Raw genomic sequence first — 23,891 nt, forward strand, 5'->3', positions numbered from 1 at the left:
CATGACCGATCAGGATCCACGCTTTATCAGCATTACCCCTATGAAAAACGAAGGCCCCTTCGTGCTGGAATGGGTGGCGCATAACCGGGCGATAGGCGTGGACCAGATCGTCGTGATGACCAACGATTGTACCGACGGCACAGACGCTCTGTTGGGGCGGTTGGATGAGCGTGGGATCGTCACTCATGTAGACAACAACTCGCGCCGTCGGACCAGCCCACAGAAACGCGCCTATAACGCTTTCATGCGGATGGAAATTGCGCGCCCGCAAGACTGGGTCATTGTGATTGACGCGGATGAGCATATCAACGTCAAGACCGGCGACAACACGCTGCGCGCGCTGACGCAGGCGATCCCCGAGGCCAGGACCATCTCGATGACATGGCGGCTTTTCGGCAATGCGGGGGTCGAGCGGTATGAGGATCGGTTTCTGTCGGATCAGTTTCGGCAGGCCGCGCCCGAGCGGATTTTTCGACCTCCGCAAGCGTGGGGCTTTAAGACGATGTTCCAGCGAGAGCTTTGGGACGCGCTGGGCGTGCACCGGCCCAAGCGCCCAACGGTCGAGACGATGGAGGAATGCCATTGGTACAACGGCTCGGGTCAGCGGATGCCGGACCGGTACTATGACAAGAGCTGGCGTTCAGCGCGGGATTCGGTGGGGTATGACCTGGTGCAACTGAACCACTACGCCCTGAAATCCTGCGAGAGCTATTTAGTAAAGAAGATGCGCGGGCGGGCGCATCATTTGGGCGAAAGCCTTGGCATGGAATACTGGAACATGATGAACCAGAACGCCGAAACAAACACATCCATCGATGCCGTTCTGGATCGCAAACGGACGATTTACTACGAGATGCTATCCGACCCCGAAACGGCGCGTTTGCATCATAAATCGTGTGACCTGCATCGCCAGCACATTGCCCAGCTGCGCGAACAGCCTGAAATGCGGGTATTGATGCAGCAGATGACATCGGGGTTCGAGGTCAGCCAGCCGTGAGGCAGGGTTTGGGCAGTAAGGCGAGGGCGCTCTGATGCTGTGGCTACATCTGGGCATGCCCAAAACCGGCACGACCGCTTTGCAGGGGTTTTTGCGCGACAATTCTTCGGCTCTGGCGGATGCGGGTCTACACTATATGGAGGCCGGGCGCAGGCGGTTGGAGGGTAAAACCCGACTGGTGATGAGCCACAACATCATCGCCTTTCACATCAACCAGACCAATGAGCCCATGGACCCGTTCCGCGCAGCCATGACTAGCGAATTCGACGATCATGCGGATCGGACCTGCCTCGTGTCCTCCGAAATGTTCTATTCGGTCGATTTGGCGCGTTTGGCACAAGTATTCGCGGAAATCCCAGCACGTCAGCTACGGATCACCTTCTATTGCCGCCGCTATTCCGATTTCTTCGAGGCCGACTACAAGCAGCGCGCCAAGAACGGTCGTTTGGTGAATGCGGGTTCGGACTATATCAAGGCGCAGCTTGCGCAGATCGAGGCCAATCCGGCGCAGTATAGTTTCGCCGCCAAAGTTGCCGACATTCGCACCGCTTTTCCCGGTGTCACCGTGGTGCCGATGCTATATGACCGGGCTGAGATGACGAATGGCCATGTGGTGGTCGATTTTTTGACGCGGGTCGGGACTCCGGTCGCGGATGACCTGATGGGCCAGCAACCTGCCAATCCGTCCCAGTCACGAGCCGCGAGCGAAGCCTTTGGTATCGTGACCCGCGCAATGGGGCGCAGGAAAAGCCGTCAGTTGCGGCGGACCACACTGGATTATCCAGTCATGGTGCGCCGCAACGATGTGCTGGAACCGGACGAGCGCGCGTGGTTGGATGACTACATGGCTGGCCAAGACTTGTCCTTTCAGCGGGAATTCTTCCCTGATCGGCACAGCCTGTTTTCGCAGGTCGAGTTGAGCGCGCAGGAACAGGCCTTTCGCCGAGACACGCCGCAGGAATATGAGGCGCTAAGGAAGGCATCCGAAATCGTGTTCCGGTTGGCGCTAGAGGCGCAGCCTTAGGGTAAAGTTACCAGCCAGTCAGCCAGCTTGTCACCGATTAGGTGCGGGTTGTCTTCCTGTACGAAATGAATGCCCGGCCCGATATCGACGGTCTGCAAGTTCTGGATGGTCTCGCGGCACCACGCGACGCCATCTTCCCGGATCGTACCGCCAGGGCTGGCATAAAACAGCAACATCGGTATTTCGGTCTCACCCATCCATTGGCTATAGGCACTGACGATCTGGTGCATGTCCGAGGGCGCTCCATCAATCGGTATTTCGCAGGGCCAGACCCGCACCGGTTTGCGGCTGCGCGCGGTTGGGTAGGGCGCGCGGTAGGCGTCCATCTCTTGCTGGGTCAGGTCGCGGACAATGGCGCTGGGCAGGATTTTTTCGACAAACATGTTCAGGCCCGAGATCAGCGCCCATCCCAGTCCCGGTGTGCGCATCATTTTGAATCCGGTGCGGAAATCAGTGGGGAATGCGGCCCATGTCATCGGGCGAATGATCCCTTCCATAAACGCGATGCCGCGGATGTTTTCGGGATGTCGGCTTGCATAGTGAAACCCAAGGGCCGAACCCCAGTCGTGGATGACCAGTATTACATTCGTCAGACCCAGCGCCTTGATGAAACCGTCGACAAAGGGGAAGTGATCGTCAAACCGATAGGGGATGTCGGGTTTGTCCGATTTGCCCATACCGATCAAATCCATCGCAATGGCGCGATGGCCCTTGGCAGCATAGGGGATGATATTGCGCCACAGATAAGATGAGGTCGGGTTGCCGTGCAGAAACAGAACCGGTGCGCCTTCGCCCTCATCCACATAGTGAATTTTCTGGCCGTTGACCTCGATATATTTGGAGTCGAACGGAAATTCGGCTGAGATCGGCTTTTCGGAATGCATTGAGAGGGCCTTTCTGAGGTGCGCGCATACGGGATCGCTGCGGATGCGCAACCATAGCAGCCCTTTTGGGCAGCAGGATAAACAATCGTGTTAGTCGCCAAAGGCGCTGGGCGGCATGGTCTTCCGATTGTAGCATTCATTTGCCCCTCTGGTTGGGGCCGCAAACAGGAAGGAGCAGCCCGTGGTCGATATCCCTAAGCCCTCAGCCCGGATTGAACTGCTTTCGCGCGCGGCACATCCCGGTTTGATGGATGCGGCGACCGATCCCGATTTGCTGATCGTACTGATCCTGGCCAATCTGATGAGCGACCGGCTGTGGCATATCCGCGATCAGATACTGTCCCGAGTGGACCCGACGGGGCGGGATCTCGCGCCAAACAGCCAGGTCACCCATGAGATGCTGGAGTTTATCGACCGCCACTTCACCCATGACTTCCCCATGGGCACGGCAGATCGTGTGGGGCTGCTGAACCTTCAGGATGAAAGGGACCGGCTGGGGGTAGAACCTGTTGATCGCATCAAGGCACAGCTTTGGCGGCACGTGACCCGCCGCCGCTCGGACGGGTTGTTGACCCCCGCGCTGGACATCTTTCCGGTGCTCGAACGAGATCAATTGCCGCTTTACATCTACAATACAATCGACGGTTTGCATGCTATGTCGCGTCTGATGGGCCATAAAAAGCACCGGCCTATGGGTGTCACCGTTTGCGCGGATGAGGCTACGCTGACAACGTCGCTGGCCACAATCCTGCACGGTATTTCGCTGATGGATGCTTTTATGGTCGGCTCTCCGGGCCACTACACGACGTTGTTGCAAAAGGACGGCCAGCGGTTCTGGTGCAACGGAAAGCCGGAGTATTTTGACCATGCGGGGTGGCAGAGGCTCACGAACGGCCCGGATGCCGCCGACCCTCTGGCCGAGTTCGACCGACGCGTGCCCTATGCCGACAGGTTTATCACCATGTACGGAACCTTGGTGCTGGACGGCAGGCCAAGTACGATTCCGTCAGAGCAATTGGATCGCTTCAATGCGGATTGCAGGGCGTTTTTCGGGATTGAGCTGCCGCCGTTCCGAACACTTCGCCACCAAGGCGTGAGCTTCGTCCCTAGCCGGGCGACAACCGAACAATTGAGGCGCTTTGACACGCTGAAAGGCGCAGACGAGGTGCGCAGCCTGTTGACCGAGCTTGCGGCTTCGGATGATCTCTCGGTCTTTGGAAAGGCGCGGTATTGCTATCGGGATGTGTCGGTTCAGGCGCCGGGGGCGTATCTGGCGAACTCTTTGCGCGGACCGAAACTGCGGCAGGCGGCGCAGGAAGTTGATGGGGTAAAGGCCGCGTTGGACCGGATCAGGCGGATTGCGGGAGATGTCAGTATCTATGGCCGCCGCGAGAGGATTGCGATGGCCGATGAAGCGCTGTTGTTTGATACGGGCGATGATGTGGACCGCGGGCTCTTGCTGCTGTCGTTGCTTCTGGCCTCGCCAGGCATCGACGCAGAAGCGAAGCGCGCCATGCAACTTATCGCTACGAAAGAGGCGACGTTTCTGACCTTGGGCCATACCGTTCTGGATGTCGCAACGTTGAAGCAAACCGATGCAGCGGTTGGCTCGACCCTACTGCGGTTGAGCGTTGAGTCGCTGACCGCGATCTAGGGCTACTCCACTACGATCTCTTGCCGTTGCCGTCCGGTTGTCTTGTCGAATATCAGGATGCGGTTGTCGTCCGTGACCACGGCGTACCAGTTGTTCCCGATGGTGACCGCCTGCGCCTTGGCGCCGTTTGGCAGCTCGATCTGATCGGGCAGGGTGGGGGTTCTGTCCGATAGCCGGATGACAATCAGCGCGAATGTCACTAGAACGCCGCCAATCATCACCGCGGTCAGCAGCATGACCATCCGCCGCAGCAATCGAAGCTGAGGCGTTTCCTGCGGTTCTTGCGGTTCGGAAGGGACAGTCATGGGCACTCGCCAGATTGAATTTCAGATCGCGGCAGATCCGCCGCCACGCCTTGATAAGGCGCTTTCGCGCGATGTGCCACCCGAGGAAAATCTGTCTCGCACGCGTCTTGCCCGATTGATCGAAGAAGGTGCCGTTTGGATCAACGGAACCGTGGCCAGCGATCCCAAGGTAAAAGTGGCCGAGGGCACATCTGTCACGATTGCGGTGGCCGAGGTCGAAGACAGCCATATCGGCCCCGAGGATATCCCGCTGGAGGTGGTGTTCGAGGACGCCGATTTGATCGTCATCAACAAACCCGCAGGCATGGTAGTGCATCCTGCACCAGGCTCGCCCAATGGAACGCTAGTGAATGCTCTGCTGCATCATTGCGGAGATGACCTGTCGGGCGTGGGTGGCGTAAAGCGTCCGGGTATCGTGCATCGAATTGACAAGGAAACCAGCGGCTTGCTGGTCGTCGCTAAATCAGATGCCGCGCATCACGGCCTGGCCGCCCAATTCGAGGCGCATACGGTCGAGCGCTATTATCGCGCGGTGTGCTACGGTGTTCCCGACGCCAACGATCCCCGTTTGCGCGGTGTGAAGGGTGTCAGTTTTGAGCCCGGCAACATCATGCGCCTGACCACGCAATTGGCCCGTCACAAGACCGACCGACAGAGACAGGCGGTTCTTTTCCATGGCGGGCGTCATGCCGTGACGCGGGCGCGGGTGGTTGAGACATTTGGCGACCCGGCGGGATTGGCCTTGATCGAATGCTGGCTGGAAACGGGCAGAACGCACCAGATTCGCGTGCATATGGCCCATGCGGGACACGGTTTGGTGGGCGATCCCGTCTATGGCGGCAAACGCAAGCTCGCGGCCAAAGCGTTCAGTACTGATACCGCCGAAGCGGTGCGCGCCTTCCCGCGACAGGCTTTGCACGCCGCGGTTCTGGGGTTCGAGCACCCCGTCACTGGCGATATTTTGCGGTTTGAGGCTAATTTGCCGGAAGACATGGAGAAACTGATTGATAAGCTGCGCGCGCCGTTGTCATAATATGCGCACACTCGTGAGTAACGCGTTCTTATCTTTTCTTTATCGTTGGTTAATACCACTCTGTTAGCGCTGCCTCTTGAATGAATCGGGACGACCTCCCATATCCTATGTTAACAACTTAAACATTTGTCGGAGGGACATGAATTATGGCAAATTACGCAAATCTCCCCGCGCCGACGCCCGAGGGTGGCCTGAACCGCTATATGCAGGAAATCCGCAAGTTTCCGCTGCTGGAGCCGGAAGAGGAATACATGCTGGCCAAGCGCTGGGTCGAAGAGCAAGACACTGAATCGGCTCATAAAATGGTTACGTCGCATCTGCGCCTGGCAGCTAAGATCGCGATGGGTTATCGCGGCTACGGTCTGCCGCAGGCCGAGGTGATTTCCGAGGCCAATGTAGGCCTGATGCAGGCGGTCAAACGGTTCGACCCGGAAAAAGGGTTCCGTCTGGCGACCTATGCGATGTGGTGGATTCGTGCCTCGATCCAGGAATATATCCTGCGGTCCTGGTCGCTGGTGAAGCTGGGAACGACCTCGGCGCAGAAAAAGCTGTTTTTCAACCTGCGCAAGGCCAAGGCGCGTATCGGCGCGTTGGAAGAGGGTGATTTGCGCCCTGAAAACGTGGCGCAGATCGCCAACGATCTTGGCGTGACCGAAGAGGAAGTCATCAGCATGAACCGCCGGATGTCTGGTGGTGATGCCTCGTTGAACGCGACCGTCGGGTCCGAAGGCGAAGGTACCATGCAGTGGCAGGACTGGCTTGAGGATGAAGATGCCGATCAGGCAGGCGACTATGAGGCGCGCGACGAGTTGGACGCACGCCGCGAATTGCTGGCCGCCGCGTTGGAGGTGCTGAATGACCGCGAAAAGGACATTCTGACTCAGCGCCGCCTGATGGATCAGCCTGTGACGCTGGAAGAGTTGAGCACGCAGTATAACGTCAGCCGCGAGCGCATCCGTCAGATCGAGGTGCGGGCCTTCGAAAAGCTGCAAAAGAAAATGCGCGACCTTGCGCGCGAGAAAGGGATGCTGGGCCAGATGTAATCCGGCCGCTGCGAACCAAAGCCCGCCTGAGACGGCGGGCTTTTTTGCGTCCAATACCGTTTAAGGTCTCGCTCTCTGATAAGTGATGTGTTGACGTCAGAAATGGCCAAAAATGCCTGACTTCGTGCCTAGACGTTGCTAAAAGAACCGAGATTGGGCCGTTAGCGATAACGGTCATGCTGAAATTTGGGAGGGACTTATGCAAAACCCGGTTCAATGGGGCGTTCTGGGCGCCGCGAATTTTGCGCGTCGGTTTATGGCTCCGGCTATTCACGCGGCGGAAGGCGCGCGGCTGGCCGGATTGGCAACGTCAAGCCCGGCCAAGGCCGAACCGTTTCAGGCTTTTTGCCCCGATCTGACCGTTTATGACAGCTATGATGCGCTGCTGGCCGATCCGCAGATCGATGCGGTTTATGTCCCGCTGCCCAATCACCTGCATGTAGAGTGGTCGCTAAAGGCCTTGGATGCCGGTAAGCACGTGTTGTGCGAGAAACCCATGACCATGCAGGCGTCCGAGTTCGATGCGCTGATCGCCAAGCGGGATGAGACAGGACTGTTGGCTGCCGAGGCATATATGATCGTGCATCACCCGCAGTGGCAGTTCGCCAAAAAGCTAATCGCGGATGGGGCCATTGGCAAACTTATCCATGTGTCCGGTGTTTTCACCTATGACAATCGTGCCGACACTGGCAACATCCGAAACCGCCCCGAAACTGGCGGCGGCGGGTTGCGCGATATCGGCGTTTACACGATCGGTAGCGCTCGGTTTGTCACTGGGGAAGAGCCGGTCGAGGTCCGCTCGACGATCCGATGGGAAAACGACGTGGACGTGTTCACCGAGATTAATGCGCGCTTCCCCGGATTTACCTATTCGACCTATGTGTCGACCCGGATGCACCCGCATCAGGCGATGGAGTTCCACGGCGAAGGCGGTGTAATCCGTTTGACCGCGCCGTTCAATGCGCGGGTTTTTGACGTGGCGCAGGTCGAGTTGCATCGTCCGGGGCTGGAAGTGCAGATCACACGCTTTCCCGGTGACGATCAGTACATATTGCAGGTCGAAGCCTTCGGTCGATCCGTGCGGGAAGGGGCGACCTATCCGTGCCCGTTGGAGTTCTCGCGCGGGACGCAGGCGATGATTGACCAGGCGTTTGAGGTGGCGGTCTCACTCTGACTTGCCACGCGCGGGTCCGGCAGCCTAATCTGGTCGTCACCTGAACAGGAGACGACAATGGCAGGCGGCTGGGCGCGTGATGGCGCGGTGAGTGAACAGATCGAGGCGTCGATATCCGACGAACTGGCCCGGATGCAGGCGCAAAAGCGCCCTCAGGGCGAAAGCCTGACCCATTGCGCAGAATGCGAAGAGCCGATCCCCGAGAAACGCAGACTTGCCCTGCCGGGGGTGAAACTCTGTCTGGATTGCCAGCAGGATAGGGATGGCGCGTTCAAAGCGCGGTCCGGGATCAATCGACGCGGGTCCAAGGACAGTCAGTTGAAATAACCCATGCCTGTGCCCATGCCAAAACAGCCCCTGTTGCAGAATGGATTGGTTCTTGGGTTCCTGGCTGCGTTCTTGTGGGGTACGCATAGCGTCATCGTGCGCTATCTGACCAGCGATCTGGGCGGGTTGCAAATCGCGGTCTCGCGCCTGTTCATCGCGGCGTTGGCGATTTATTGCATGTTGCGTCTGATGCGGGTGTCCGTCTCAGTCCGGTTGGGTGACTGGAATTTCCGTCTTGCCGTATTGTCGACCGTCGTGAACTATATCCTGTTCCACATCGGGCTTGAACATACCGGCGCGGCCAATGCGATGGTTTTGGAGAACACGGCACCCTTTTTCGTGCTGGTTTTCCTTTATTTCTTTGCGGATACGCCGGTTACGCGAACCGATGTTCTGGCCACAGTTTTGGCCATTCTGGGCGTTTTTCTGACCGTTTTCAGGGATTTTCAGGGAGGCGGAGAGCCCTTATTCGGGGATATTCTTGAAATCGGAGCCGGGCTAAGCTGGGCAGTCTTCCTGATCTCAAGCAGTCGGGCTATGCGCAATTCGAAATCGACCGGAGAGCGGCTGAATTTCCTGTTCGGCATCTTCTTGTGTTCCGGGGCGCTTCTGCTGCCGCTGGCCGCGTTTTCGATGCAGGTTCCGTCCGCCAATGACGTGGTGTTCCTGATCTTGCTGGGCGTGCTGCCGACCGCCTGCGCCTATTACCTGTGGTACGAGGCTGCTGCGCGGGTTTCGACATTGACCGCAACCTTGATGTTTGCGGCCTCGGTCGTGTTCACCTTTGTCAATTCGGCGCTGTTTCTGGGGGCCGCAATCACGCCGATTGCAGCCCTTGGTGGTGTGCTGATCGTGGCGGCCGTGTTTTTGACCACCAAAAACCAGAAATGATCAGCCCTCCATCGCTTCCAATTCGTCGATAAAGCCCGAGATCATCGACAGGCCCTTGTCCCAGAACTTGGGATCGCTGGCGTCAAGCCCGAATGGGGCCAACAATTCCTTGTGGTGCATCGAACCACCGGCGCGCAGCATGTCGAAATACTTGTCCTCGAACCCATCGGACCCGCTTGCGTAGACGGAATAGAGGGCGTTCACCAATCCGTCGCCAAACGCGTAGGCGTAGACGTAGAAGGGCGAGTGGACGAAGTGTGGGATATAGGCCCAGAAAGTCTCGTACCCGTCCATGAATTCGAATGCCGGGCCAAGGCTTTCGGCCTGAACGCTCATCCACAGGGCGTTGATGTCGTCGGGCGTTAGCTCGCCTTCGCGGCGGGCGGCGTGGAGTTTGCATTCGAAATCATAGAACGCGATCTGGCGGACGACCGTGTTGATCATGTCCTCGACCTTACCGGCCAGCAGCACTTTGCGCTGTTCGGGGGTTTCGGCCTGATCCAGCATCTTGCGGAAGGTCAACATCTCACCAAAGACCGAGGCCGTTTCGGCCAGTGTCAGTGGGGTAGAGGACAGCATCTCGCCCTGACCGGCGGCCAGTACTTGGTGGACACCATGACCTAGCTCGTGCGCCAGGGTCATCACGTCGCGCGGTTTGCCCAGATAGTTGAGCATCACGTAGGGGTGCACGTCGGTCACGGTCGGGTGGGCAAATGCACCCGGCGCTTTGCCCGGCTTCACGGCCGCATCAATCCAGCCCTTGCTGAAGAAGGGGGCAGCAATTTCGCCCATGCGCGGGTCAAACGCGTTATAGGCATCCATCACGGTCTTTTCGGCCTCGTCCCAGCCGACGATGCGCGTGTCTTCCATCGGCAAGGGCGCGTTGCGGTCCCAGACCTGCATCACGTCCAGCCCCAGCCATTTGCGCTTGAGCTCGTAGTAGCGGTGACTCAGTTTAGGATAAGCGGCAACCACAGCTTCGCGCAGAGCCTCAACCACTTCAGGTTCCACGTCGTTTGACAGGTGGCGACCGGTTTGAGCGGTTGGCATATTGCGCCAGCGATCTACGATTTCTTTCTCTTTGGCCTGTGTGTTGTGAACGCGGGCAAAGGTTTTGACGTTGTCCTGAAACACCCGCGCCAATTCGCGGGCGGCGGTCTCGCGTTTGCTCCGGTCCTGCTCGGTCAGCAGGTTCAGGGTGCCTTCGATGTTCAGCTCTTCACCTTCGATATCAAAGGTCAGACCGGCGATGGTTTCGTCAAACAGACGTTCCCATGCATCGCCGACAACACCCAGATCGTGCAGGAATTTCTCCAGCTCATCCGACAGTTGATAGGGCTTCATCGCGCGGATGCGGCGGAAGACGGGTTCGTACCGGCCCAGATCCGCGTTGGCGTCGAACCGGGCTTTCAGCGCGTCATCGTCGATACGGTTGAGCTCGAGCGTGAAGAACACCAGCGGCGTGGTGAAGATGGTGATCTTTTCCTGCATATCCGACAGGAACTTGGCGCGGTCCGCATCGGTGGTCAGCTGGTAGTACCGCAGACCGGCGAAGGACATGATCCGCCCGGCAATGGCGTTGATTTTTTCGTTTCGTAGGACGCATTGCAGCAGTCCATCGGCATCTAGATCGGCCAGCTTGCCCTCGTAGTCTGCAGCAAAGGACGCACATTCGCCTTCAAGCCAGTCCAGATCGCGCGACAGTTCCGGCGCCTCTTCCGAGCTGTACAGATCCGTCAGGTCCCATTCCGGCAGGTTGCCAAGATTGTCGGACCCGCCGACTGCATTTGCGTCACGGACGGGGAAGGGAAGGTCGCGCATGGATCACCTCGAAATAATAGCTTTCGCCAACATCTAGGCGCGCCGGGCAGGGATCACAAGCGGGGTGTTAGTCAGACAGGGCGGGTTCGCGTTCAGCAGCCATGAAATGCGCCGCCAACTGGTCGAAAACGGGGCCTCGGACCTCAGGCGCTTCCATCAAAACCTCGTGTTCGCCGTCGGGGATTTCCACCAGCGTGCCGCTGGGCCAGTTGGCCATGCGGGCGCGGATGGCCTTGCGGTCCACGATTTGTTCATGGGTTCCCAGGAAAGTCAGGCAGGGGGTCTTGGGCGCGGGTTGGTCCATCAGCCACGCGCATTCGTCCAGCGCCTCGCGCAGCCAGATGGTGGAGGGCGCGCCCAGCGTTAGCTCGGGGTGCGCGTTCAGTTGATCTTGCATCATCTTGTACATCGCCGGATCGCGGGTCAGCACGTTGCCTTCGAACGGTTGCGACAGCACATAGCTTTCTAGCGATGTGGTCGGTGGAGTCTTTTCCCCCAACCCCAACCGAGGCCCCCAATAGGCGGTCAACCGGCTGAGCGGTTTCATCAGCGGAGTAAAGAAAATCCCCCACATCGGCCCGGTAAAGGCACATGTAGCGAAGTGATCGCTTTCGATCACGGCCCGCAGCCCTATGGCGCCGCCCATCGAATGCCCGATGAGGTGCCATGGCTTTGGCAGGTCCAGCTCAATAGCAAGGTTCAGCGCGGCCTGAACGTCTTTCTGATAATCCGGTATCGTATCGACATGACCGACTCGTGGGTCATCTAGCAACCGATCCGCAAGCCCCTGACCTCGCCAGTCGATTGTCAGGAATGCAAAGCCACGACCGACAAATTCGCTCGCGGTATCGCCGTATTTTTCGATATATTCCGTGCGGCCAGGGAACATGAACACCGTGCCGCTGCTGTTGGTTTCAGGTTGCCAATGGGCCACCCGAATGCGGACATTATCCGTGGTGTTCAACCAGTGGGCCTGTCCGCCGGCTGGGGCACCGGCCACGTCTTCGAACAAGGGGGCCGGTGACGCGTTCATCAGGCTAGCGCCGATGCCAGTTGCATGGCGACACCCATGTCACCATCGACGGTCAGCTTGCCGGACATGAAAGCACCAGTCGGGTTCAACTCACCACTGAGGATTTGTTCGAACGTGTCGACATCCGCGCTCATGGTGACGTCGGCCTCTTCGTCGCTGACGCGCGCGCCGCTGCCGTCCAATACGATTGCACCCAGGCCTTCGATGGCGAACTTGGCGGATGCGCCAAAGCCGCTGTCGGCCAGTTTTTCGTTCAGCGCCGCTGCGGCTTTTTCCAGAGTGTCGCTCATGGTTCTCCTCACTTTGATTTGAGCGCAGGGAATGGACATCCCACTGCGCTACGCTACACTGAACGTTGTTATGAGCATTGCAAGCATCAATCTCAAAGGTATCGTCGCGGCAACCGCGCTCCTAGTCACGTTTTCCATCCCTTGTCTTGCACAGCAGGCCGACTCGCGGGATGAAGCCGAGCTATTGCAGCAATTGGCGCAATCAACACCTGATCAAGCGATTGGCATCGATCGTCAACTCAAGTCGCTTTGGTCCCTGTCAGGGTCGGCTTCGGCAGACCTGTTGTTGGAACGAGGACGCGAGGCGCTGGAGGATGGCGATACCAAGGCCGCCATCGAACATCTAACAGCGTTGACTGATCACGCCCCGGACTTCGCCGAAGGATGGCATGTGCGGGCGTCGGCCTTTTTCGGGATCGAACGCTTTGGCATGGCGGCGGCGGATCTGGAATATGCCCTGTCGCTGAACCCCAACAATTACGAGGCGATCTACGGATTGGGATTGATCTTTGAAATCGTGGGTCAGCCCGATAAGGCGCTGCAAGCCTATGAGCGCGCATTGGCTATACATCCCCATCATGAAGAAGTAACCAATGCGGTGAATCGACTGAAGCCTCAGGTCGAGGGCTCGGCCCTCTAAGGGGCAGGGGGCAAGAGTGAGCGGGTCATCCCGAATCGTGGCCGTACTGGGCCCGACGAACACAGGCAAAACGCATTACGCGATTGAACGTATGCTGGGCCACCGGACCGGTATCATTGGCCTGCCGCTGCGTCTGCTCGCGCGCGAGGTTTATGACAAGATCGTCGCCATTCGCGGGCCGTCGGTCGTGGCGCTTGTCACGGGCGAAGAGCGCATCGTGCCGCCACGCACCCAGTATTGGGTCTGTACGGTCGAGGCGATGCCCGAGGGTATGGGCGCCGATTTCGTGGCCATCGACGAAATCCAGCTGTGTACCGACCCCGAGCGCGGCCATGTCTTCACAGACCGTCTGTTGCGGTCGCGCGGCACAAGCGAGACGCTGTTCCTAGGCTCGGACACCATGCGTGGTCCCATATCAGCGCTAGTGCCCGAGGCACAGTTTGTGCGGCGCGAACGGATGTCTCAACTGGTCTATGCCGGGTCGAAAAAGATCAGCCGGATGCCTCCACGCAGCGCCATCGTCGGGTTCTCGGTTGATAACGTCTATGCCATCGCGGAACTGCTGCGTCGTCAAAAGGGCGGGGCGGCCGTGGTGATGGGGGCGCTCAGCCCGCGTACGCGGAACGCGCAGGTCGATCTCTATCAGAATGGTGAGGTGGATTATCTGGTCGCCACCGACGCAATTGGGATGGGCCTGAACCTGGATGTGAATCACGTCGCGTTTTCTTCGCTGACCAAGTTCGACGGTCGGAGGATGAGGCCACTTGCCCCCAACGAACTGGCCCAGATCGCCGGCCGGGCCGGGCGCGGCATGTCGGATGGCACGTTCGGTGTTACGGGCGAGGCCCCGCCGCTGGATGACGGTGTGGCGCAGGCCATCATGGACAGCCGCTTTACGCCGATGAAAAAGCTGAACTGGCGGAATGCCGCTTTGCGGTTCGGATCCATCGAGGCGCTGATCAACTCGCTTGAAGTCAGCCCGGACAATGAAAACCTACTCAAAGCGCGGCCCGCCGACGATCTGAACGTGCTGAAATCCCTGTCGCAAGTGACCGAAGTGATGGCCCGCGCAAGCGATCCGCAATCCATCCGCTTGTTGTGGGATGTATGCCGAATCCCCGATTTTCGCGGCATCAGCCATTCGGAACATGCCAGCCTGCTCGAGGTGATCTACGGCCATCTGCACGAACGCCAGTCGATCCCTGATGACTTCATGGCGCGGCAAATCCGCCGGATTGACCGGACAGACGGAGATATTGATGCGCTGTCCAAACGGCTGGCATATATTCGCACCTGGACATATGTTGCGCAACGAAACGGATGGGTGCGTGACGAATCCCATTGGCGTGAGGAAACGCGCACTGTAGAAGACAGGCTGTCAGATGCATTACATGACCGTCTGACCCAACGATTTGTGGACCGGCGCACATCCGTTTTGCTGCGGCGGCTCAAACAGAAGGAGGCCCTTTTGGCCGAAGTAAATGACAAGGGTGAAGTGACCGTCGAAGGCGAATTCGTCGGTCGTTTGGAAGGGTTCCGGTTCAGTCCGGACAAAGCTGCGCAGGGGACCGAGGCGAAAGCCTTGAGATCGGCTTCGCTGCAAGCTCTCGCGCCGCAATTCCATCTGCGTGCCGACCGCTTCTACAACGCGCCCGATACCGAAATTGATTTCACCGAACAAGGTGGCCTGATGTGGGGCGAATATGCCGTTGGCAAGCTGGTTGCCGGGGCCGAGCCGCTCAAGCCTATGGTCGAGGTTTTCGTAGACGAAGCCGCAGGCCCCGATGTCGAACAGAAGGTGCAGCGCCGGCTGCAGCATTTCATTGACCGTAAGGTGGCCGCGCTGTTTGAACCGCTGCTGAACCTGTCGCGAGACGAGGAACTCAGCGGTCTGGCCAAGGGCTTTGCATTCCGCATGGTCGAGGCATTGGGCATCTTGCCGCGTGCGCAGGTCGCGCAAGAGGTCAAGGATCTGGATCAGGACGCTCGCGGTGCGCTGCGCAAGCACGGCATCCGCTTCGGTCAATTCACGATCTTCATGCCGCTGCTGCTGAAACCCGCGCCGACGCGCTTGCGTCTGGTTCTGTGGGCGCTGTCCAGCGGCTTGCAGGAATTCCCTGAAGCGCCGCCTCCGGGACTGGTTACGGTCCCCGTCGCTAAGGACGCGCCGCAAGGGTATGACACCATGTGCGGTTACCGCGACGCCGGTGAGCGCTCGATCCGTATTGATATGCTGGAACGTCTGGCAGACATGCTGCGGTCTGAGGACAGCCGGGGCGGGTTCGAAGCCAAGCCCGACATGCTCTCGATCACCGGTATGACGCTGGAACAATTTGCCGACCTGATGCAGGGCTTGGGCTATAAGGCCGATCGGGGTGAGCGTGAAAAGGTCAAAGCCGCGCTTGCGGAACAACCTGCGGCGGAAGCGCCCGAGCAACCTGCTGCTGAGGAAACCCCGGCAGATGCAGTTGCGACAGACGATGCGCCCGCACCCGCCGAGGCGCTAGCCGAGGCCACCGAAAGCACCGAGGCAGCAGCCGAGGCTCCTGCCGCAGAACTCGCAAGCGATGAGCCTGAAGTTGAAGTGTTCTACACCTTCACATGGGGCCGTCAGCGCCAGCAGAGTCGTGGCCCGCGCCGCGAACAGGGGCAGGGCAAGGGCAAGCCGCGTGGCAAACCTCAGGACGGTCGCGGCAAGCCGCACGGCAAGAAGGGTGGTAAACCGCAGGGCGCGAAATCCTTCTCGTCCCGACCGCCCAAGAAAGAGAAAGCCATTGATCCCGACAACCCCTTCGCCGCTGCGTTGATGGGGCTGAAGGACGGCAACTAAGCACGGATGTCCGAGGCCAAGCTGCGGATCGACAAATGGCTGTGGCAGGCGCGGTTCTTCAAGACCCGCAGCCTGTCCGCCAAACAGGTCAGCGGCGGCCATGTGCGTGTCAACGGCAACCGGGTTCTGAAACCGGCGACAGCTATCAACCCCGGCGATGTTCTGACCTTTCCTCAGGGCCGCATTGTGCGTGTTGTGCGGGTGGAAAAACTGGGTGAACGGCGCGGTCCGGCCCCCGAGGCACAAACGCTATATACGGATTTGACCGAAAAGCAGGACAAGCCGCTGCAAAATCCAAGCTTTGAAGGAAAAGGTCGTCCAACCAAGAAAGATCGGCGCGCGCTTGATCTTTCTCGCAATCAAGATAGCTGATCCTATCTTGAAGCTGACGCCATACTGATTTAGCTAGACGCCCAAAGCGCAAACGGGAATCCGACCATGACCTACGTTGTCACTGAAAACTGCATTGGCTGCAAATATACCGACTGTGTCGAAGTATGCCCGGTGGATTGTTTCTACGAAGGTGAGAACACGTTGGTCATCCACCCCGATGAATGCATCGACTGCGGCGTGTGCGAACCCGAATGCCCCGCCGACGCAATCCGCCCCGATACCGAGCCGGGTATGGATGAATGGGTCGAGTTCAACCGAAAATACTCGGAAATGTGGCCGGTCATCGTGACCAAAAAAGACCCCTTGCCAGAAGCCGAGGAACGCGACGGCGAAGAAGGCAAGATGGAGAAGTACTTCTCTGAAGCGCCCGGCGAAGGTGGCTAAGCGATTCGCTCTCTGAACCCAGTGGTTTAGATGCCGAAACAACGCCGCAACCTTATGTTTAATAATGATTTTATCGGCTCATTGGTCGGTAGCGCTTTTGTGTGTCGCATTTTTGTGATATACTTCGTAGCTGAATGATGACTGAGCTGGGGATGACTCCGTAAGTATGGACGCTTTGGAGTTCTAATTTTTTGACAAACAAACTGCCTGACCGGGCCTTCAAGGCACGGTTTTGGGGTGTTTTGTCGTTTTTTTGTCTGGCTCTGCTAACCAAGGATGAACCTGAATGTCTAAGTCGAAAAAGCTTGAGTTCCGCCCGAACGATTATGTGGTCTACCCCGCGCATGGTGTGGGTCAGATTATCTCGATCGAGGAACAGGAAGTTGCCGGGTATTCGCTTGAGCTGTTTGTGATCTCGTTCGAGAAAGACAAGATGACCCTGCGGGTGCCGACCAACAAGGTGACCGAATCCGGTCTGCGGTCGCTGAGTTCGCCCGACGTGATCTCTCAGGCGATGAAGACGTTGAAGGGCAAGGCCAAGGTGAAGCGCGCAATGTGGTCGCGCCGGGCGCAGGAATATGAACAGAAAATCAACTCGGGCGACCTGATCTCGATCGCAGAGGTGGTCCGCGACCTGCACCGCACTGACGATCAGCGCGAACAAAGCTATTCCGAGCGTCAGCTCTATGAAGCTGCCTTGGAACGTCTGACTCGTGAAGTTGCAGCCGTATCCGGCGCCGGTGAAGTGTCGGCCGCCAAGCAGGTGGATGAGGTGCTGACCTCGCGCGCTGCCTGATCGCATTGCTTTGAATAGTTTGGGCCGCTCCTGTTGGGGGCGGCCTTTTTTATTTTCTACCTCTTCGTTTGGGGGTATTTTCCCAATAGGTAGAGGCGTCTAGATGGCCCAGATAAAGAAAACGCTCAAATATCTCTATATCGGACATGACCCGGTTTCGGTCTGGTTCCGCTACGGGCTGATCCTGTTCGACGCGGTGACAATCGTGTTTTTTGTCGCCACTGCGCATATTTCACACGGTCCTGGGATCACGATCGCCAGCATGTTCGTCGGGTTCCTGATCCTGCTGGACTTTTCGGCGCGCCTATGGATCGCGCGGGACCGGCGCAAACTGTTCTTCAAGATTTACACCCTGGCCGATCTGGTTGTGATCGTGTCGCTAATGCTCGACCCATTCCTTTCGGGCAATCTGGCCTTTCTGCGGATTCTGCGCGCTCTGCGCCTGATCCATTCCTTTCACTTACTGCGCGATCTGCGCCGCGACGTCCAATATTTCCGCACCCATGAAGACGCGGTTATTGCCGCCATCAATTTGCTGGTCTTTGTATTCGTGACCTCGACTGCCGTTCTGGTCTTTTTCATCCCCGAGGACAGCCAGACCCCCTATATTGACGCTTTGTATTTCACCATGGCGACGCTGACGACAACGGGGTTCGGCGACATCACGCTGGACACACCGGGCGGTAAGCTGATTTCGGTCTTTATCATGGTGGTTGGGGTGGCGCTGTTCGTGCGGCTGGCGCAGGCGATTTTCATGCCACAAAAAGTACGGCACAAATGCCGAAGCTGCGGCTTGTATCGACACGACCCAGACGCTGTGCACTGCAAACATTGCGGCGAAGTGTTGCGGATCGAAACTGGAGGCGCGTCCTAAAGCGCCGCCGCCAGCGCTATCAGAATGGCAAGCTCGGTCATCACCTGCGTTGCGCCCAGCACGTCGCCGGTCTGTCCCCGAATTTTGGATCTGGCGACCAAACCGATGGCGAACGTAACAATAGCGGCGACAATCAAAGCCTTAAATGCGGTGGCACCAATCAAGATCAGGGCCATTGCGAGGGCAAAGGCAGCCCCAATCCCAGTAGTGGACGACAGGGGAGCGCCGACCGAATGGCTCAGACCGGCGTTTCTGGCGTTGGGCAGGGCAGTCATCAATATCGGCATCATTGCGCGCGACAGGATGCAGGCAGTCAGTATGCCTCCGAAAGCGCCAGTTGCCAGCAAGGGGGCGAACAGCGCAACGCGCAGGGCTTGCGACAAGATCAGGGCAAGAACGCCATAAGTGCCGATGTGGCTGTCTTTCATGATCTCAAGACGTCGGGCCGGGTCAAACCCGCCCCAGAACCCGTCTGTGGTGTCAGCCAGCCCGTCCTCGTGCATGGCCCCGGTACACAGGATCAGCACTGCAACCAGTATGACGGCGCAGGCCAACGGGGGCAGGCCCCAAGCCGATCCGACCCATCCCGCCGCACAGGCCAGAGCGCCGACAACGAAACCGGCGAACGGAAACGCCCAGGCGGCCAAGACCTGACGATCAAAAGCATCCTCGGGCAGGCGCGGGATCGGTAAACGCGTCAACAGGACCAGTGCCAGCAGTATATCCCAGTGGGAAATGAGTTTGGTGTCGTTTTTTAGCACTCCCGCGCCTTTCAGGGTCTTGTTGCTTTGGTCGCTTCGGTTAAACACACAGGACCACTCTGATGCAACGAGGCTTTGGATGCTGCCAGACCTGACCGACCTGAATTCTTTTCGTGACGCCCTTTCTAATGCGCCCGGATCCGATGGCGACGCCCGTCAGGGTGCCGCGGACCGGAACGGACAATTGACCAAACCTCCAGGTGCGCTGGGGCGGCTGGAAGATCTGGCGATCTGGTATGCGGCCTGGCGTGGGGACGCGCGGCCGCAGATCAATGCGCCGCAGGTCATTGTCTTTGCCGGAAACCATGGTGTTACGGCGCAGGGCGTTTCGGCCTTTCCGCCCGAAGTGACCGTGCAGATGGTGATGAATTTCGAACATGGCGGCGCGGCGATCAACCAGTTGGCCAAAGCGGCGGGAGCAACGATGGACGTGCACGCGCTGGAGCTTGACCGTCCGACCGTGGATTTCACCACCGGTCCGGCCATGTCCGAGGACGAACTGTTGCGTGCGCTGCAAACCGGCTGGAACGCAGTGAACCCGGAAGCTGACCTGCTGGTCGTGGGCGAGATGGGGATTGGCAATACCACCCCCGCCGCCGCGATTGCCTGCGCCCTGTTCGGAGGCGAAGCCGCCGATTGGACTGGGCGTGGAACCGGCGTGGACGATGCTGGGCTGGCCAACAAAACCCGTGTGGTGGCAGAGGGCGTAGCCCTGCATGGCGGCTCGGGCGACGGGTTGGAGGTGCTGCGCTGTCTGGGCGGGCGCGAGATTGCGGCCATGGCTGGGGCGATTGCTGCCGCCCGCATCCTGCGCATTCCGGTTGTTTTGGACGGGTTCATCTGTTCAGCTGCTGCGGCCTGTCTGGCCCGCACGGTCGACGGGGCGCTGGATCACACCGTGGCAGGCCATCAAAGCGCTGAAGGCGCGCATGGCGCGGTGCTCGCCCAGCTTGGCAAAGAGCCGCTGCTCAGCCTCGGCCTACGTCTGGGTGAAGGGTCTGGTGGTGCTTTGGCGATCAATATCGTTAAAAGCGCTGTCGCCTGTCATTCCGGTATGGCAACCTTTGCTGAAGCTGGCGTGTCGGACGGCTAAGCTGAAGGGCCTGACCGGGGAACGGTCAGGCTGATTTCTGGGCGTGTTTCTCGGCCAGTTCCAACAGCTCGGTCTCTAAGTCCTTTTCAAGCTGCCGGGCCCGATCGATATATTTCTTGTTCTCACCGGTGGGCATCCCGGGGATCCACAGTTCGGCCAATTCCCGAACAGCGGTCCGGTCGTGGTGGTAAAAGGTCTGCTCGGCCTGCGCCGCCTCGTAGTCGCTGAGGCCGATATTCTCGAGCACATAGCGTCCAGCCCGGAGCGATCCGTCAAACATCTCGCGCACGATGTCATTGGCCCCGGCCTGATACAGCTCGTACACATGGGTTCGGTCATGAGCGCGGGCGACGATATGAAGGTCGGGACGCTGGCGGCGGGCGAAGCTGACCAGCCGCGTGACTGTCTTGGGGTCATCCATCGCAGCGACCAGAACCGAGGCTTTCTCTAACCCGGCGGCACGCAGCAGTTCTGGGCGGGTGGGATCGCCCAGGAACCCTTTGACGCCAAACCGACGCATCAGCTGGATGGTTTCGATATCGTGGTCCAGAACGATTGTCTTGAACCCGCTGGCACGCACCAGCCGGTTCACAATCTGACCAAACCGACCGATACCTGCGATGATCACCGGGCCTTTCTCGTCGATCTCATCGGGTTCGGGGACGGGTCCGCCATCGCTGATCCGGCGCGAGAGCAGGTCGTAGATGATGAACAAAAGTGGCGTAATCAACATTGTAAGGGCGATGATCATCAGCAGCTTTTGTGACAGATCGGGCGGGATGACGTTTTGCTGTGTTGAGAAGGCCAGCAGAACAAAGCCAAATTCACCCGCTTGCGCTAAACCCAAGGTGAATAGCCAATGATCGCGCCCGCGCAGTTTGAAGGCACGGCCAACCAGAAACAGGATGATGCCTTTGGCCAGAATGACCAAAAGGGCGAGGCCTATCAGATCAAACGGGTCGTTGAAGAAATAGGCGACATCAATCCCGGCCCCCACGGTGATAAAGAACAACCCCAAAAACAGACCTTTGAACGGTTCCAGGTCGCTTTCCATTTCATGGCGGAACTCCGAACTTGCCAGAACTACACCCGCCAGAAACGCGCCAAGGGCGGGCGAAAGGCCGACCAACGTCATCAGGAAGGAAATCCCCACGACGATCATCAGCGCCAGCGCCGTGTACATCTCGCGCAGGCGGGTGGCATGGATGAAGCGAAACAAGGGGCGGGTCAGGTAGATACCGGCAAGGATGACGAAAGCGATGGCGGCTAGTGTCACCAGCGTTACCGCCCAGCCCGGCAGCCCATCCACTAGAGACAGGCTGTGATGCGCCTTGTCATGCAGGTCTGCCGCTCCCCGCTCGATAGATCCGTCATTCTGGATGTGAGGCACCGCAGGCAGCGCCAGCAGAGGCAGCAAGGCCAGCATCGGGATCACCGCAATATCCTGCGTCAACAGAACTGAGAACGTCGCTCGGCCGCCATTTGTCTGCATCAACCCCTTTTCCGACAGGGTTTGCAGCACGATCGCGGTTGAGGACAATGACAGGGTCAACCCGACAGCTAGCGCCACCGACCACGGGTGGTTGGCATACATGGCCACGCAAGCAATCACCGCAGTGGACAACAGAACCTGCAGCCCACCAAGACCCAGTAGCCGTTCGCGCATATCCCACAAGGCGCGAGGCTCCAGTTCCAGCCCGATCAGGAACAGCATCATGACAACACCGAATTCGGCAACATGTTGCAGGCTTTCGGTCTCGGCCCCCACCAGTCCGAACATCGGACCGATGACAATACCGGCGGCCAGGTATCCCAATACCGACCCAAGACCCAGGCGCGCCGATAAGGGCACAGCGATCACGGCAGCCGCCAGATAGATCGAAGCCTGGTATAGGAAATCGTCCATATTATCCTCTCGGGTCAGGTGGGCAGGGGCGCATCGCGTTTGAGTTGGTCCATCACGATCTGGCTTTGCACCCGTGCTACCGCAGGATGCGGCAGTATCACTTGATGAAGCAAGCGATTGAGCGCGGAAAGATCGTCACAATATACATGCAGCAGATAGTCAGCCTCGCCGGTCATCGTCCAGGCGCTGGTGATCTCGGGTCGAGTGTCAACCAAACGGGCGAAACTTTCGGATTGCTCGGGGCCATGGGTGCCCAAATGTACCTGGATAAAACCTTGCACCTGCAAGCCCAACTTCAGTGGGTCCAGCCGCGCGGCATAGCCGGTGATATACCCCTCGGCCTCGAGCCGTTGACGGCGGCGTCCGGCCTGACTGGGCGACAGGTTCAGCATCTCACCCAATTGATGGGCCGTCAGGTGCGCATTTGTCTGAAGCGCCGACAAAAGCCGTGTGTCTATTGAATCCAACACCTGCGCAAATTCCTCATAAAATCATCAAAACGTGCGGTTTTTTCGCACTTGAACTTAGTTTACCCGAAAACAATGCGCAGAAACAGCGCTGAATAAGACTTATTTTGGAATCAGCAAAGAAATTCCTGTTTTTACGGAGACGCGCCATGGGACCCTTCCCACATAACGCCCCGAAATCTGTCATCGGCCCCGAAAATCCGGCCGGAACCGACGGGTTCGAGTTTGTCGAATTCGCCCACCCCGAGCCACAGGAACTGCGAGACCTGTTCGCCAAGATGGGGTTTGAGTTGGTCGGCCACCACAAGGACAAGCCCTCGGTCGAGCTGTGGCAGCAGGGCGACGTGACCTATATCCTCAACGCGGATCCCGAGAGCTTTGCCGCCAAGTTTGTCGCAGAACATGGCCCTTGCGCCCCGTCGATGGGCTGGCGAGTTGTGGATGCGAAAAAAGCCTTCGAGCATGCCGTCAGCAAGGGCGCCGAGCCCTATGACGCCGCAGATAAAACGATGGATGTGCCTGCGATCAAAGGGATTGGCGGATCGCTGATCTATTTCATCGACCAATATTACGACACCTCGCCCTATAATCAGGAGTTTACCTGGACCGAACAGTCCAAGCCGCGCGGCGACGGGTTCTATTACCTCGATCACCTGACCCACAACGTCTACAAGGGAAATATGGACAAGTGGTTCAAATTTTACGGCGATTTGTTCAACTTCCGTGAGATCCGTTTTTTTGACATTCAGGGTAAGTTCACCGGGCTCTATAGCCGCGCGCTGACATCGCCCTGCGGCCGTATCCGCATTCCTATCAACGAAGACCGGGGCGAGACGGGCCAGATCGTGTCCTACCTCAAGAAATACAAAGGCGAGGGTATTCAGCATATCGCGGTCGGCAGCGAGGACATCTATGCCTCGACCGATGCGATTGCCGAAAAGGGTCTGAAGTTTATGCCGGGCCCGAACGAAGCCTATTACCACATGTCCAAGGACCGCGTGGCCGACCATGAAGAACCGCTGGACCGGATGATGAAACACGGCATTCTGATTGACGGCGAGGGCGTGCTGGACGGGGGCGAAACCCGGATCTTGCTGCAAATCTTCTCGAAAACCGTGATCGGTCCGATTTTCTTCGAGTTTATCCAACGCAAAGGAGATGACGGGTTTGGTGAAGGAAATTTCCAGGCTCTGTTCGAATCCATCGAGCGCGAACAAATCGAATCCGGTGAAATTTCAGCCGCTTGATCCTGTGTCTTAACTTGATCTCGG

At 58.4% G+C, this 23,891-nt stretch carries 24 protein-coding genes; 16 read left to right on the plus strand and 8 right to left on the minus strand.

Annotation, left to right across the window (positions count from 1 at the left end):
- The first annotated feature begins 1 nt into the window (after nucleotide 1).
- Complete coding sequence (locus ACR3E7_RS03450; RefSeq protein WP_480503016.1) at nucleotides 2-997, plus strand: glycosyltransferase family 2 protein; 996 nt, start codon at nucleotides 2-4, stop codon at nucleotides 995-997.
- 34 nt (nucleotides 998-1,031) lie between these two features.
- A complete protein-coding gene (locus tag ACR3E7_RS03455; protein ID WP_480503015.1) occupies nucleotides 1,032-2,021 on the plus strand; it encodes a hypothetical protein in 990 nt (329 codons plus the stop codon).
- On the opposite strand, the gene ACR3E7_RS03460 is transcribed toward ACR3E7_RS03455, so the two are convergent.
- Complete coding sequence (locus ACR3E7_RS03460) at nucleotides 2,018-2,905, minus strand: haloalkane dehalogenase (protein WP_480503014.1); 888 nt, start codon at nucleotides 2,903-2,905, stop codon at nucleotides 2,018-2,020. The two genes, ACR3E7_RS03455 and ACR3E7_RS03460, sit on opposite strands and share 4 nt — an antisense overlap.
- A gap of 181 nt (nucleotides 2,906-3,086) precedes the next feature.
- On the opposite strand from ACR3E7_RS03460, the gene ACR3E7_RS03465 reads away from it, so the two are divergent.
- Nucleotides 3,087-4,559, plus strand: a complete 1,473-nt coding sequence (locus tag ACR3E7_RS03465) for a hypothetical protein (RefSeq protein ID WP_480503012.1) — start codon at nucleotides 3,087-3,089, stop codon at nucleotides 4,557-4,559.
- A 2-nt stretch (nucleotides 4,560-4,561) separates the two neighbouring features.
- Here the strand turns inward: ACR3E7_RS03465 and ACR3E7_RS03470 are convergent, their stop codons facing one another.
- Complete coding sequence (locus tag ACR3E7_RS03470) at nucleotides 4,562-4,864, minus strand: DUF6476 family protein (protein ID WP_170769438.1); 303 nt, start codon at nucleotides 4,862-4,864, stop codon at nucleotides 4,562-4,564.
- Here ACR3E7_RS03470 and ACR3E7_RS03475 point away from each other — a divergent pair.
- The 5 genes from ACR3E7_RS03475 (at nucleotide 4,863) to ACR3E7_RS03495 (ending at nucleotide 9,332) form a co-directional block, all read left to right on the plus strand.
- Nucleotides 4,863-5,897 carry an RluA family pseudouridine synthase gene (locus tag ACR3E7_RS03475; RefSeq protein WP_480503010.1) on the plus strand — a complete coding sequence of 345 codons (1,035 nt, stop codon included), beginning with the start codon at nucleotides 4,863-4,865 and terminating at the stop codon, nucleotides 5,895-5,897. The genes ACR3E7_RS03470 and ACR3E7_RS03475 overlap by 2 nt on opposite strands.
- A 146-nt stretch (nucleotides 5,898-6,043) precedes the next feature.
- Nucleotides 6,044-6,940: an RNA polymerase sigma factor RpoH gene (gene rpoH, locus ACR3E7_RS03480; RefSeq protein WP_170750687.1), complete on the plus strand. Its 897-nt coding sequence runs from the start codon at nucleotides 6,044-6,046 to the stop codon at nucleotides 6,938-6,940.
- 199 nt (nucleotides 6,941-7,139) lie between these two features.
- The gene (locus ACR3E7_RS03485) at nucleotides 7,140-8,114 is read left to right on the plus strand and encodes a Gfo/Idh/MocA family protein (RefSeq protein ID WP_480503009.1); all 975 of its coding nucleotides are present in this window, start codon (nucleotides 7,140-7,142) and stop codon (nucleotides 8,112-8,114) included.
- Between the two features lie 57 nt (nucleotides 8,115-8,171).
- Nucleotides 8,172-8,441 carry a DksA/TraR family C4-type zinc finger protein gene (locus ACR3E7_RS03490; RefSeq protein WP_170352835.1) on the plus strand — a complete coding sequence of 90 codons (270 nt, stop codon included), beginning with the start codon at nucleotides 8,172-8,174 and terminating at the stop codon, nucleotides 8,439-8,441.
- A gap of 15 nt (nucleotides 8,442-8,456) precedes the next feature.
- Complete coding sequence (locus ACR3E7_RS03495) at nucleotides 8,457-9,332, plus strand: DMT family transporter (RefSeq protein ID WP_480503008.1); 876 nt, start codon at nucleotides 8,457-8,459, stop codon at nucleotides 9,330-9,332.
- On the opposite strand, the gene ACR3E7_RS03500 is transcribed toward ACR3E7_RS03495, so the two are convergent.
- The 3 genes from ACR3E7_RS03500 to ACR3E7_RS03510 all read right to left on the minus strand — a co-directional run bounded on the left by ACR3E7_RS03500 (nucleotide 9,333) and on the right by ACR3E7_RS03510 (nucleotide 12,476).
- Complete coding sequence (locus ACR3E7_RS03500) at nucleotides 9,333-11,153, minus strand: M3 family oligoendopeptidase (RefSeq protein WP_480503007.1); 1,821 nt, start codon at nucleotides 11,151-11,153, stop codon at nucleotides 9,333-9,335.
- A gap of 67 nt (nucleotides 11,154-11,220) precedes the next feature.
- On the minus strand, nucleotides 11,221-12,186 hold the full coding sequence (locus tag ACR3E7_RS03505) for an alpha/beta fold hydrolase (RefSeq protein ID WP_170788494.1): 966 nt from the start codon (nucleotides 12,184-12,186) through the stop codon (nucleotides 11,221-11,223).
- A complete protein-coding gene (locus ACR3E7_RS03510) occupies nucleotides 12,186-12,476 on the minus strand; it encodes an SCP2 sterol-binding domain-containing protein (protein WP_170769445.1) in 291 nt (96 codons plus the stop codon). Before ACR3E7_RS03510 ends, ACR3E7_RS03505 begins: the two co-directional genes overlap by 1 nt.
- A gap of 70 nt (nucleotides 12,477-12,546) precedes the next feature.
- On the opposite strand from ACR3E7_RS03510, the gene ACR3E7_RS03515 reads away from it, so the two are divergent.
- From ACR3E7_RS03515 to ACR3E7_RS03540, 6 genes are all read left to right on the plus strand, one after another.
- The gene (locus ACR3E7_RS03515; RefSeq protein ID WP_480503006.1) at nucleotides 12,547-13,116 is read left to right on the plus strand and encodes a tetratricopeptide repeat protein; all 570 of its coding nucleotides are present in this window, start codon (nucleotides 12,547-12,549) and stop codon (nucleotides 13,114-13,116) included.
- 16 nt (nucleotides 13,117-13,132) lie between these two features.
- Nucleotides 13,133-15,946 carry a helicase-related protein gene (locus ACR3E7_RS03520; protein ID WP_480503005.1) on the plus strand — a complete coding sequence of 938 codons (2,814 nt, stop codon included), beginning with the start codon at nucleotides 13,133-13,135 and terminating at the stop codon, nucleotides 15,944-15,946.
- Between the two features lie 6 nt (nucleotides 15,947-15,952).
- A complete protein-coding gene (locus ACR3E7_RS03525) occupies nucleotides 15,953-16,318 on the plus strand; it encodes an RNA-binding S4 domain-containing protein (protein ID WP_170769448.1) in 366 nt (121 codons plus the stop codon).
- A gap of 66 nt (nucleotides 16,319-16,384) precedes the next feature.
- On the plus strand, nucleotides 16,385-16,723 hold the full coding sequence (gene fdxA, locus ACR3E7_RS03530) for a ferredoxin FdxA (protein ID WP_170769449.1): 339 nt from the start codon (nucleotides 16,385-16,387) through the stop codon (nucleotides 16,721-16,723).
- A 286-nt stretch (nucleotides 16,724-17,009) separates the two neighbouring features.
- Nucleotides 17,010-17,519: a CarD family transcriptional regulator gene (locus tag ACR3E7_RS03535; RefSeq protein ID WP_170381457.1), complete on the plus strand. Its 510-nt coding sequence runs from the start codon at nucleotides 17,010-17,012 to the stop codon at nucleotides 17,517-17,519.
- A gap of 103 nt (nucleotides 17,520-17,622) precedes the next feature.
- Nucleotides 17,623-18,393: a potassium channel family protein gene (locus tag ACR3E7_RS03540; protein WP_170769450.1), complete on the plus strand. Its 771-nt coding sequence runs from the start codon at nucleotides 17,623-17,625 to the stop codon at nucleotides 18,391-18,393.
- Here ACR3E7_RS03540 and cobS read toward each other — a convergent pair.
- Complete coding sequence (cobS, locus tag ACR3E7_RS03545; protein WP_480503003.1) at nucleotides 18,390-19,154, minus strand: adenosylcobinamide-GDP ribazoletransferase; 765 nt, start codon at nucleotides 19,152-19,154, stop codon at nucleotides 18,390-18,392. The genes ACR3E7_RS03540 and cobS overlap by 4 nt on opposite strands.
- Nucleotides 19,155-19,233: 79 nt before the next feature.
- Here cobS and cobT point away from each other — a divergent pair, with 79 nt between their 5' ends.
- A complete protein-coding gene (cobT, locus tag ACR3E7_RS03550) occupies nucleotides 19,234-20,247 on the plus strand; it encodes a nicotinate-nucleotide--dimethylbenzimidazole phosphoribosyltransferase (protein WP_480503001.1) in 1,014 nt (337 codons plus the stop codon).
- Between the two features lie 25 nt (nucleotides 20,248-20,272).
- Here cobT and ACR3E7_RS03555 read toward each other — a convergent pair whose 3' ends face one another.
- On the minus strand, nucleotides 20,273-22,153 hold the full coding sequence (locus ACR3E7_RS03555) for a monovalent cation:proton antiporter-2 (CPA2) family protein (protein WP_170788501.1): 1,881 nt from the start codon (nucleotides 22,151-22,153) through the stop codon (nucleotides 20,273-20,275).
- 14 nt (nucleotides 22,154-22,167) lie between these two features.
- Complete coding sequence (locus tag ACR3E7_RS03560; RefSeq protein WP_480503000.1) at nucleotides 22,168-22,623, minus strand: Lrp/AsnC family transcriptional regulator; 456 nt, start codon at nucleotides 22,621-22,623, stop codon at nucleotides 22,168-22,170.
- A gap of 146 nt (nucleotides 22,624-22,769) precedes the next feature.
- Here ACR3E7_RS03560 and hppD point away from each other — a divergent pair, with 146 nt between their 5' ends.
- A complete protein-coding gene (gene hppD, locus ACR3E7_RS03565; RefSeq protein WP_480502998.1) occupies nucleotides 22,770-23,867 on the plus strand; it encodes a 4-hydroxyphenylpyruvate dioxygenase in 1,098 nt (365 codons plus the stop codon).
- The last annotated feature ends 24 nt before the right edge of the window (nucleotides 23,868-23,891 follow it).

Source organism: Ruegeria sp. BK1 (assembly GCF_056535645.1).

What these genes read in the sequence shown, in the direction of transcription:
- ACR3E7_RS03450 (WP_480503016.1), top strand. Translation starts at nt 2, where the DNA reads ATGACCGATCAGGATCCACGCTTTATCAGCATTACCCCTATGAAAAAC.
- ACR3E7_RS03455 (WP_480503015.1), top strand. Translation starts at nt 1,032, where the DNA reads ATGCTGTGGCTACATCTGGGCATGCCCAAAACCGGCACGACCGCTTTG.
- ACR3E7_RS03460 (WP_480503014.1), bottom strand. Translation starts at nt 2,905, where the DNA reads ATGCATTCCGAAAAGCCGATCTCAGCCGAATTTCCGTTCGACTCCAAA.
- ACR3E7_RS03475 (WP_480503010.1), top strand. Translation starts at nt 4,863, where the DNA reads ATGGGCACTCGCCAGATTGAATTTCAGATCGCGGCAGATCCGCCGCCA.
- ACR3E7_RS03470 (WP_170769438.1), bottom strand. Translation starts at nt 4,864, where the DNA reads ATGACTGTCCCTTCCGAACCGCAAGAACCGCAGGAAACGCCTCAGCTT.
- rpoH (WP_170750687.1), top strand. Translation starts at nt 6,044, where the DNA reads ATGGCAAATTACGCAAATCTCCCCGCGCCGACGCCCGAGGGTGGCCTG.
- ACR3E7_RS03485 (WP_480503009.1), top strand. Translation starts at nt 7,140, where the DNA reads ATGCAAAACCCGGTTCAATGGGGCGTTCTGGGCGCCGCGAATTTTGCG.
- ACR3E7_RS03490 (WP_170352835.1), top strand. Translation starts at nt 8,172, where the DNA reads ATGGCAGGCGGCTGGGCGCGTGATGGCGCGGTGAGTGAACAGATCGAG.
- ACR3E7_RS03495 (WP_480503008.1), top strand. Translation starts at nt 8,457, where the DNA reads ATGCCAAAACAGCCCCTGTTGCAGAATGGATTGGTTCTTGGGTTCCTG.
- ACR3E7_RS03500 (WP_480503007.1), bottom strand. Translation starts at nt 11,153, where the DNA reads ATGCGCGACCTTCCCTTCCCCGTCCGTGACGCAAATGCAGTCGGCGGG.
- ACR3E7_RS03505 (WP_170788494.1), bottom strand. Translation starts at nt 12,186, where the DNA reads ATGAACGCGTCACCGGCCCCCTTGTTCGAAGACGTGGCCGGTGCCCCA.
- ACR3E7_RS03510 (WP_170769445.1), bottom strand. Translation starts at nt 12,476, where the DNA reads ATGAGCGACACTCTGGAAAAAGCCGCAGCGGCGCTGAACGAAAAACTG.
- ACR3E7_RS03515 (WP_480503006.1), top strand. Translation starts at nt 12,547, where the DNA reads ATGAGCATTGCAAGCATCAATCTCAAAGGTATCGTCGCGGCAACCGCG.
- ACR3E7_RS03525 (WP_170769448.1), top strand. Translation starts at nt 15,953, where the DNA reads ATGTCCGAGGCCAAGCTGCGGATCGACAAATGGCTGTGGCAGGCGCGG.
- fdxA (WP_170769449.1), top strand. Translation starts at nt 16,385, where the DNA reads ATGACCTACGTTGTCACTGAAAACTGCATTGGCTGCAAATATACCGAC.
- ACR3E7_RS03535 (WP_170381457.1), top strand. Translation starts at nt 17,010, where the DNA reads ATGTCTAAGTCGAAAAAGCTTGAGTTCCGCCCGAACGATTATGTGGTC.
- ACR3E7_RS03540 (WP_170769450.1), top strand. Translation starts at nt 17,623, where the DNA reads ATGGCCCAGATAAAGAAAACGCTCAAATATCTCTATATCGGACATGAC.
- cobT (WP_480503001.1), top strand. Translation starts at nt 19,234, where the DNA reads ATGCTGCCAGACCTGACCGACCTGAATTCTTTTCGTGACGCCCTTTCT.
- ACR3E7_RS03555 (WP_170788501.1), bottom strand. Translation starts at nt 22,153, where the DNA reads ATGGACGATTTCCTATACCAGGCTTCGATCTATCTGGCGGCTGCCGTG.
- hppD (WP_480502998.1), top strand. Translation starts at nt 22,770, where the DNA reads ATGGGACCCTTCCCACATAACGCCCCGAAATCTGTCATCGGCCCCGAA.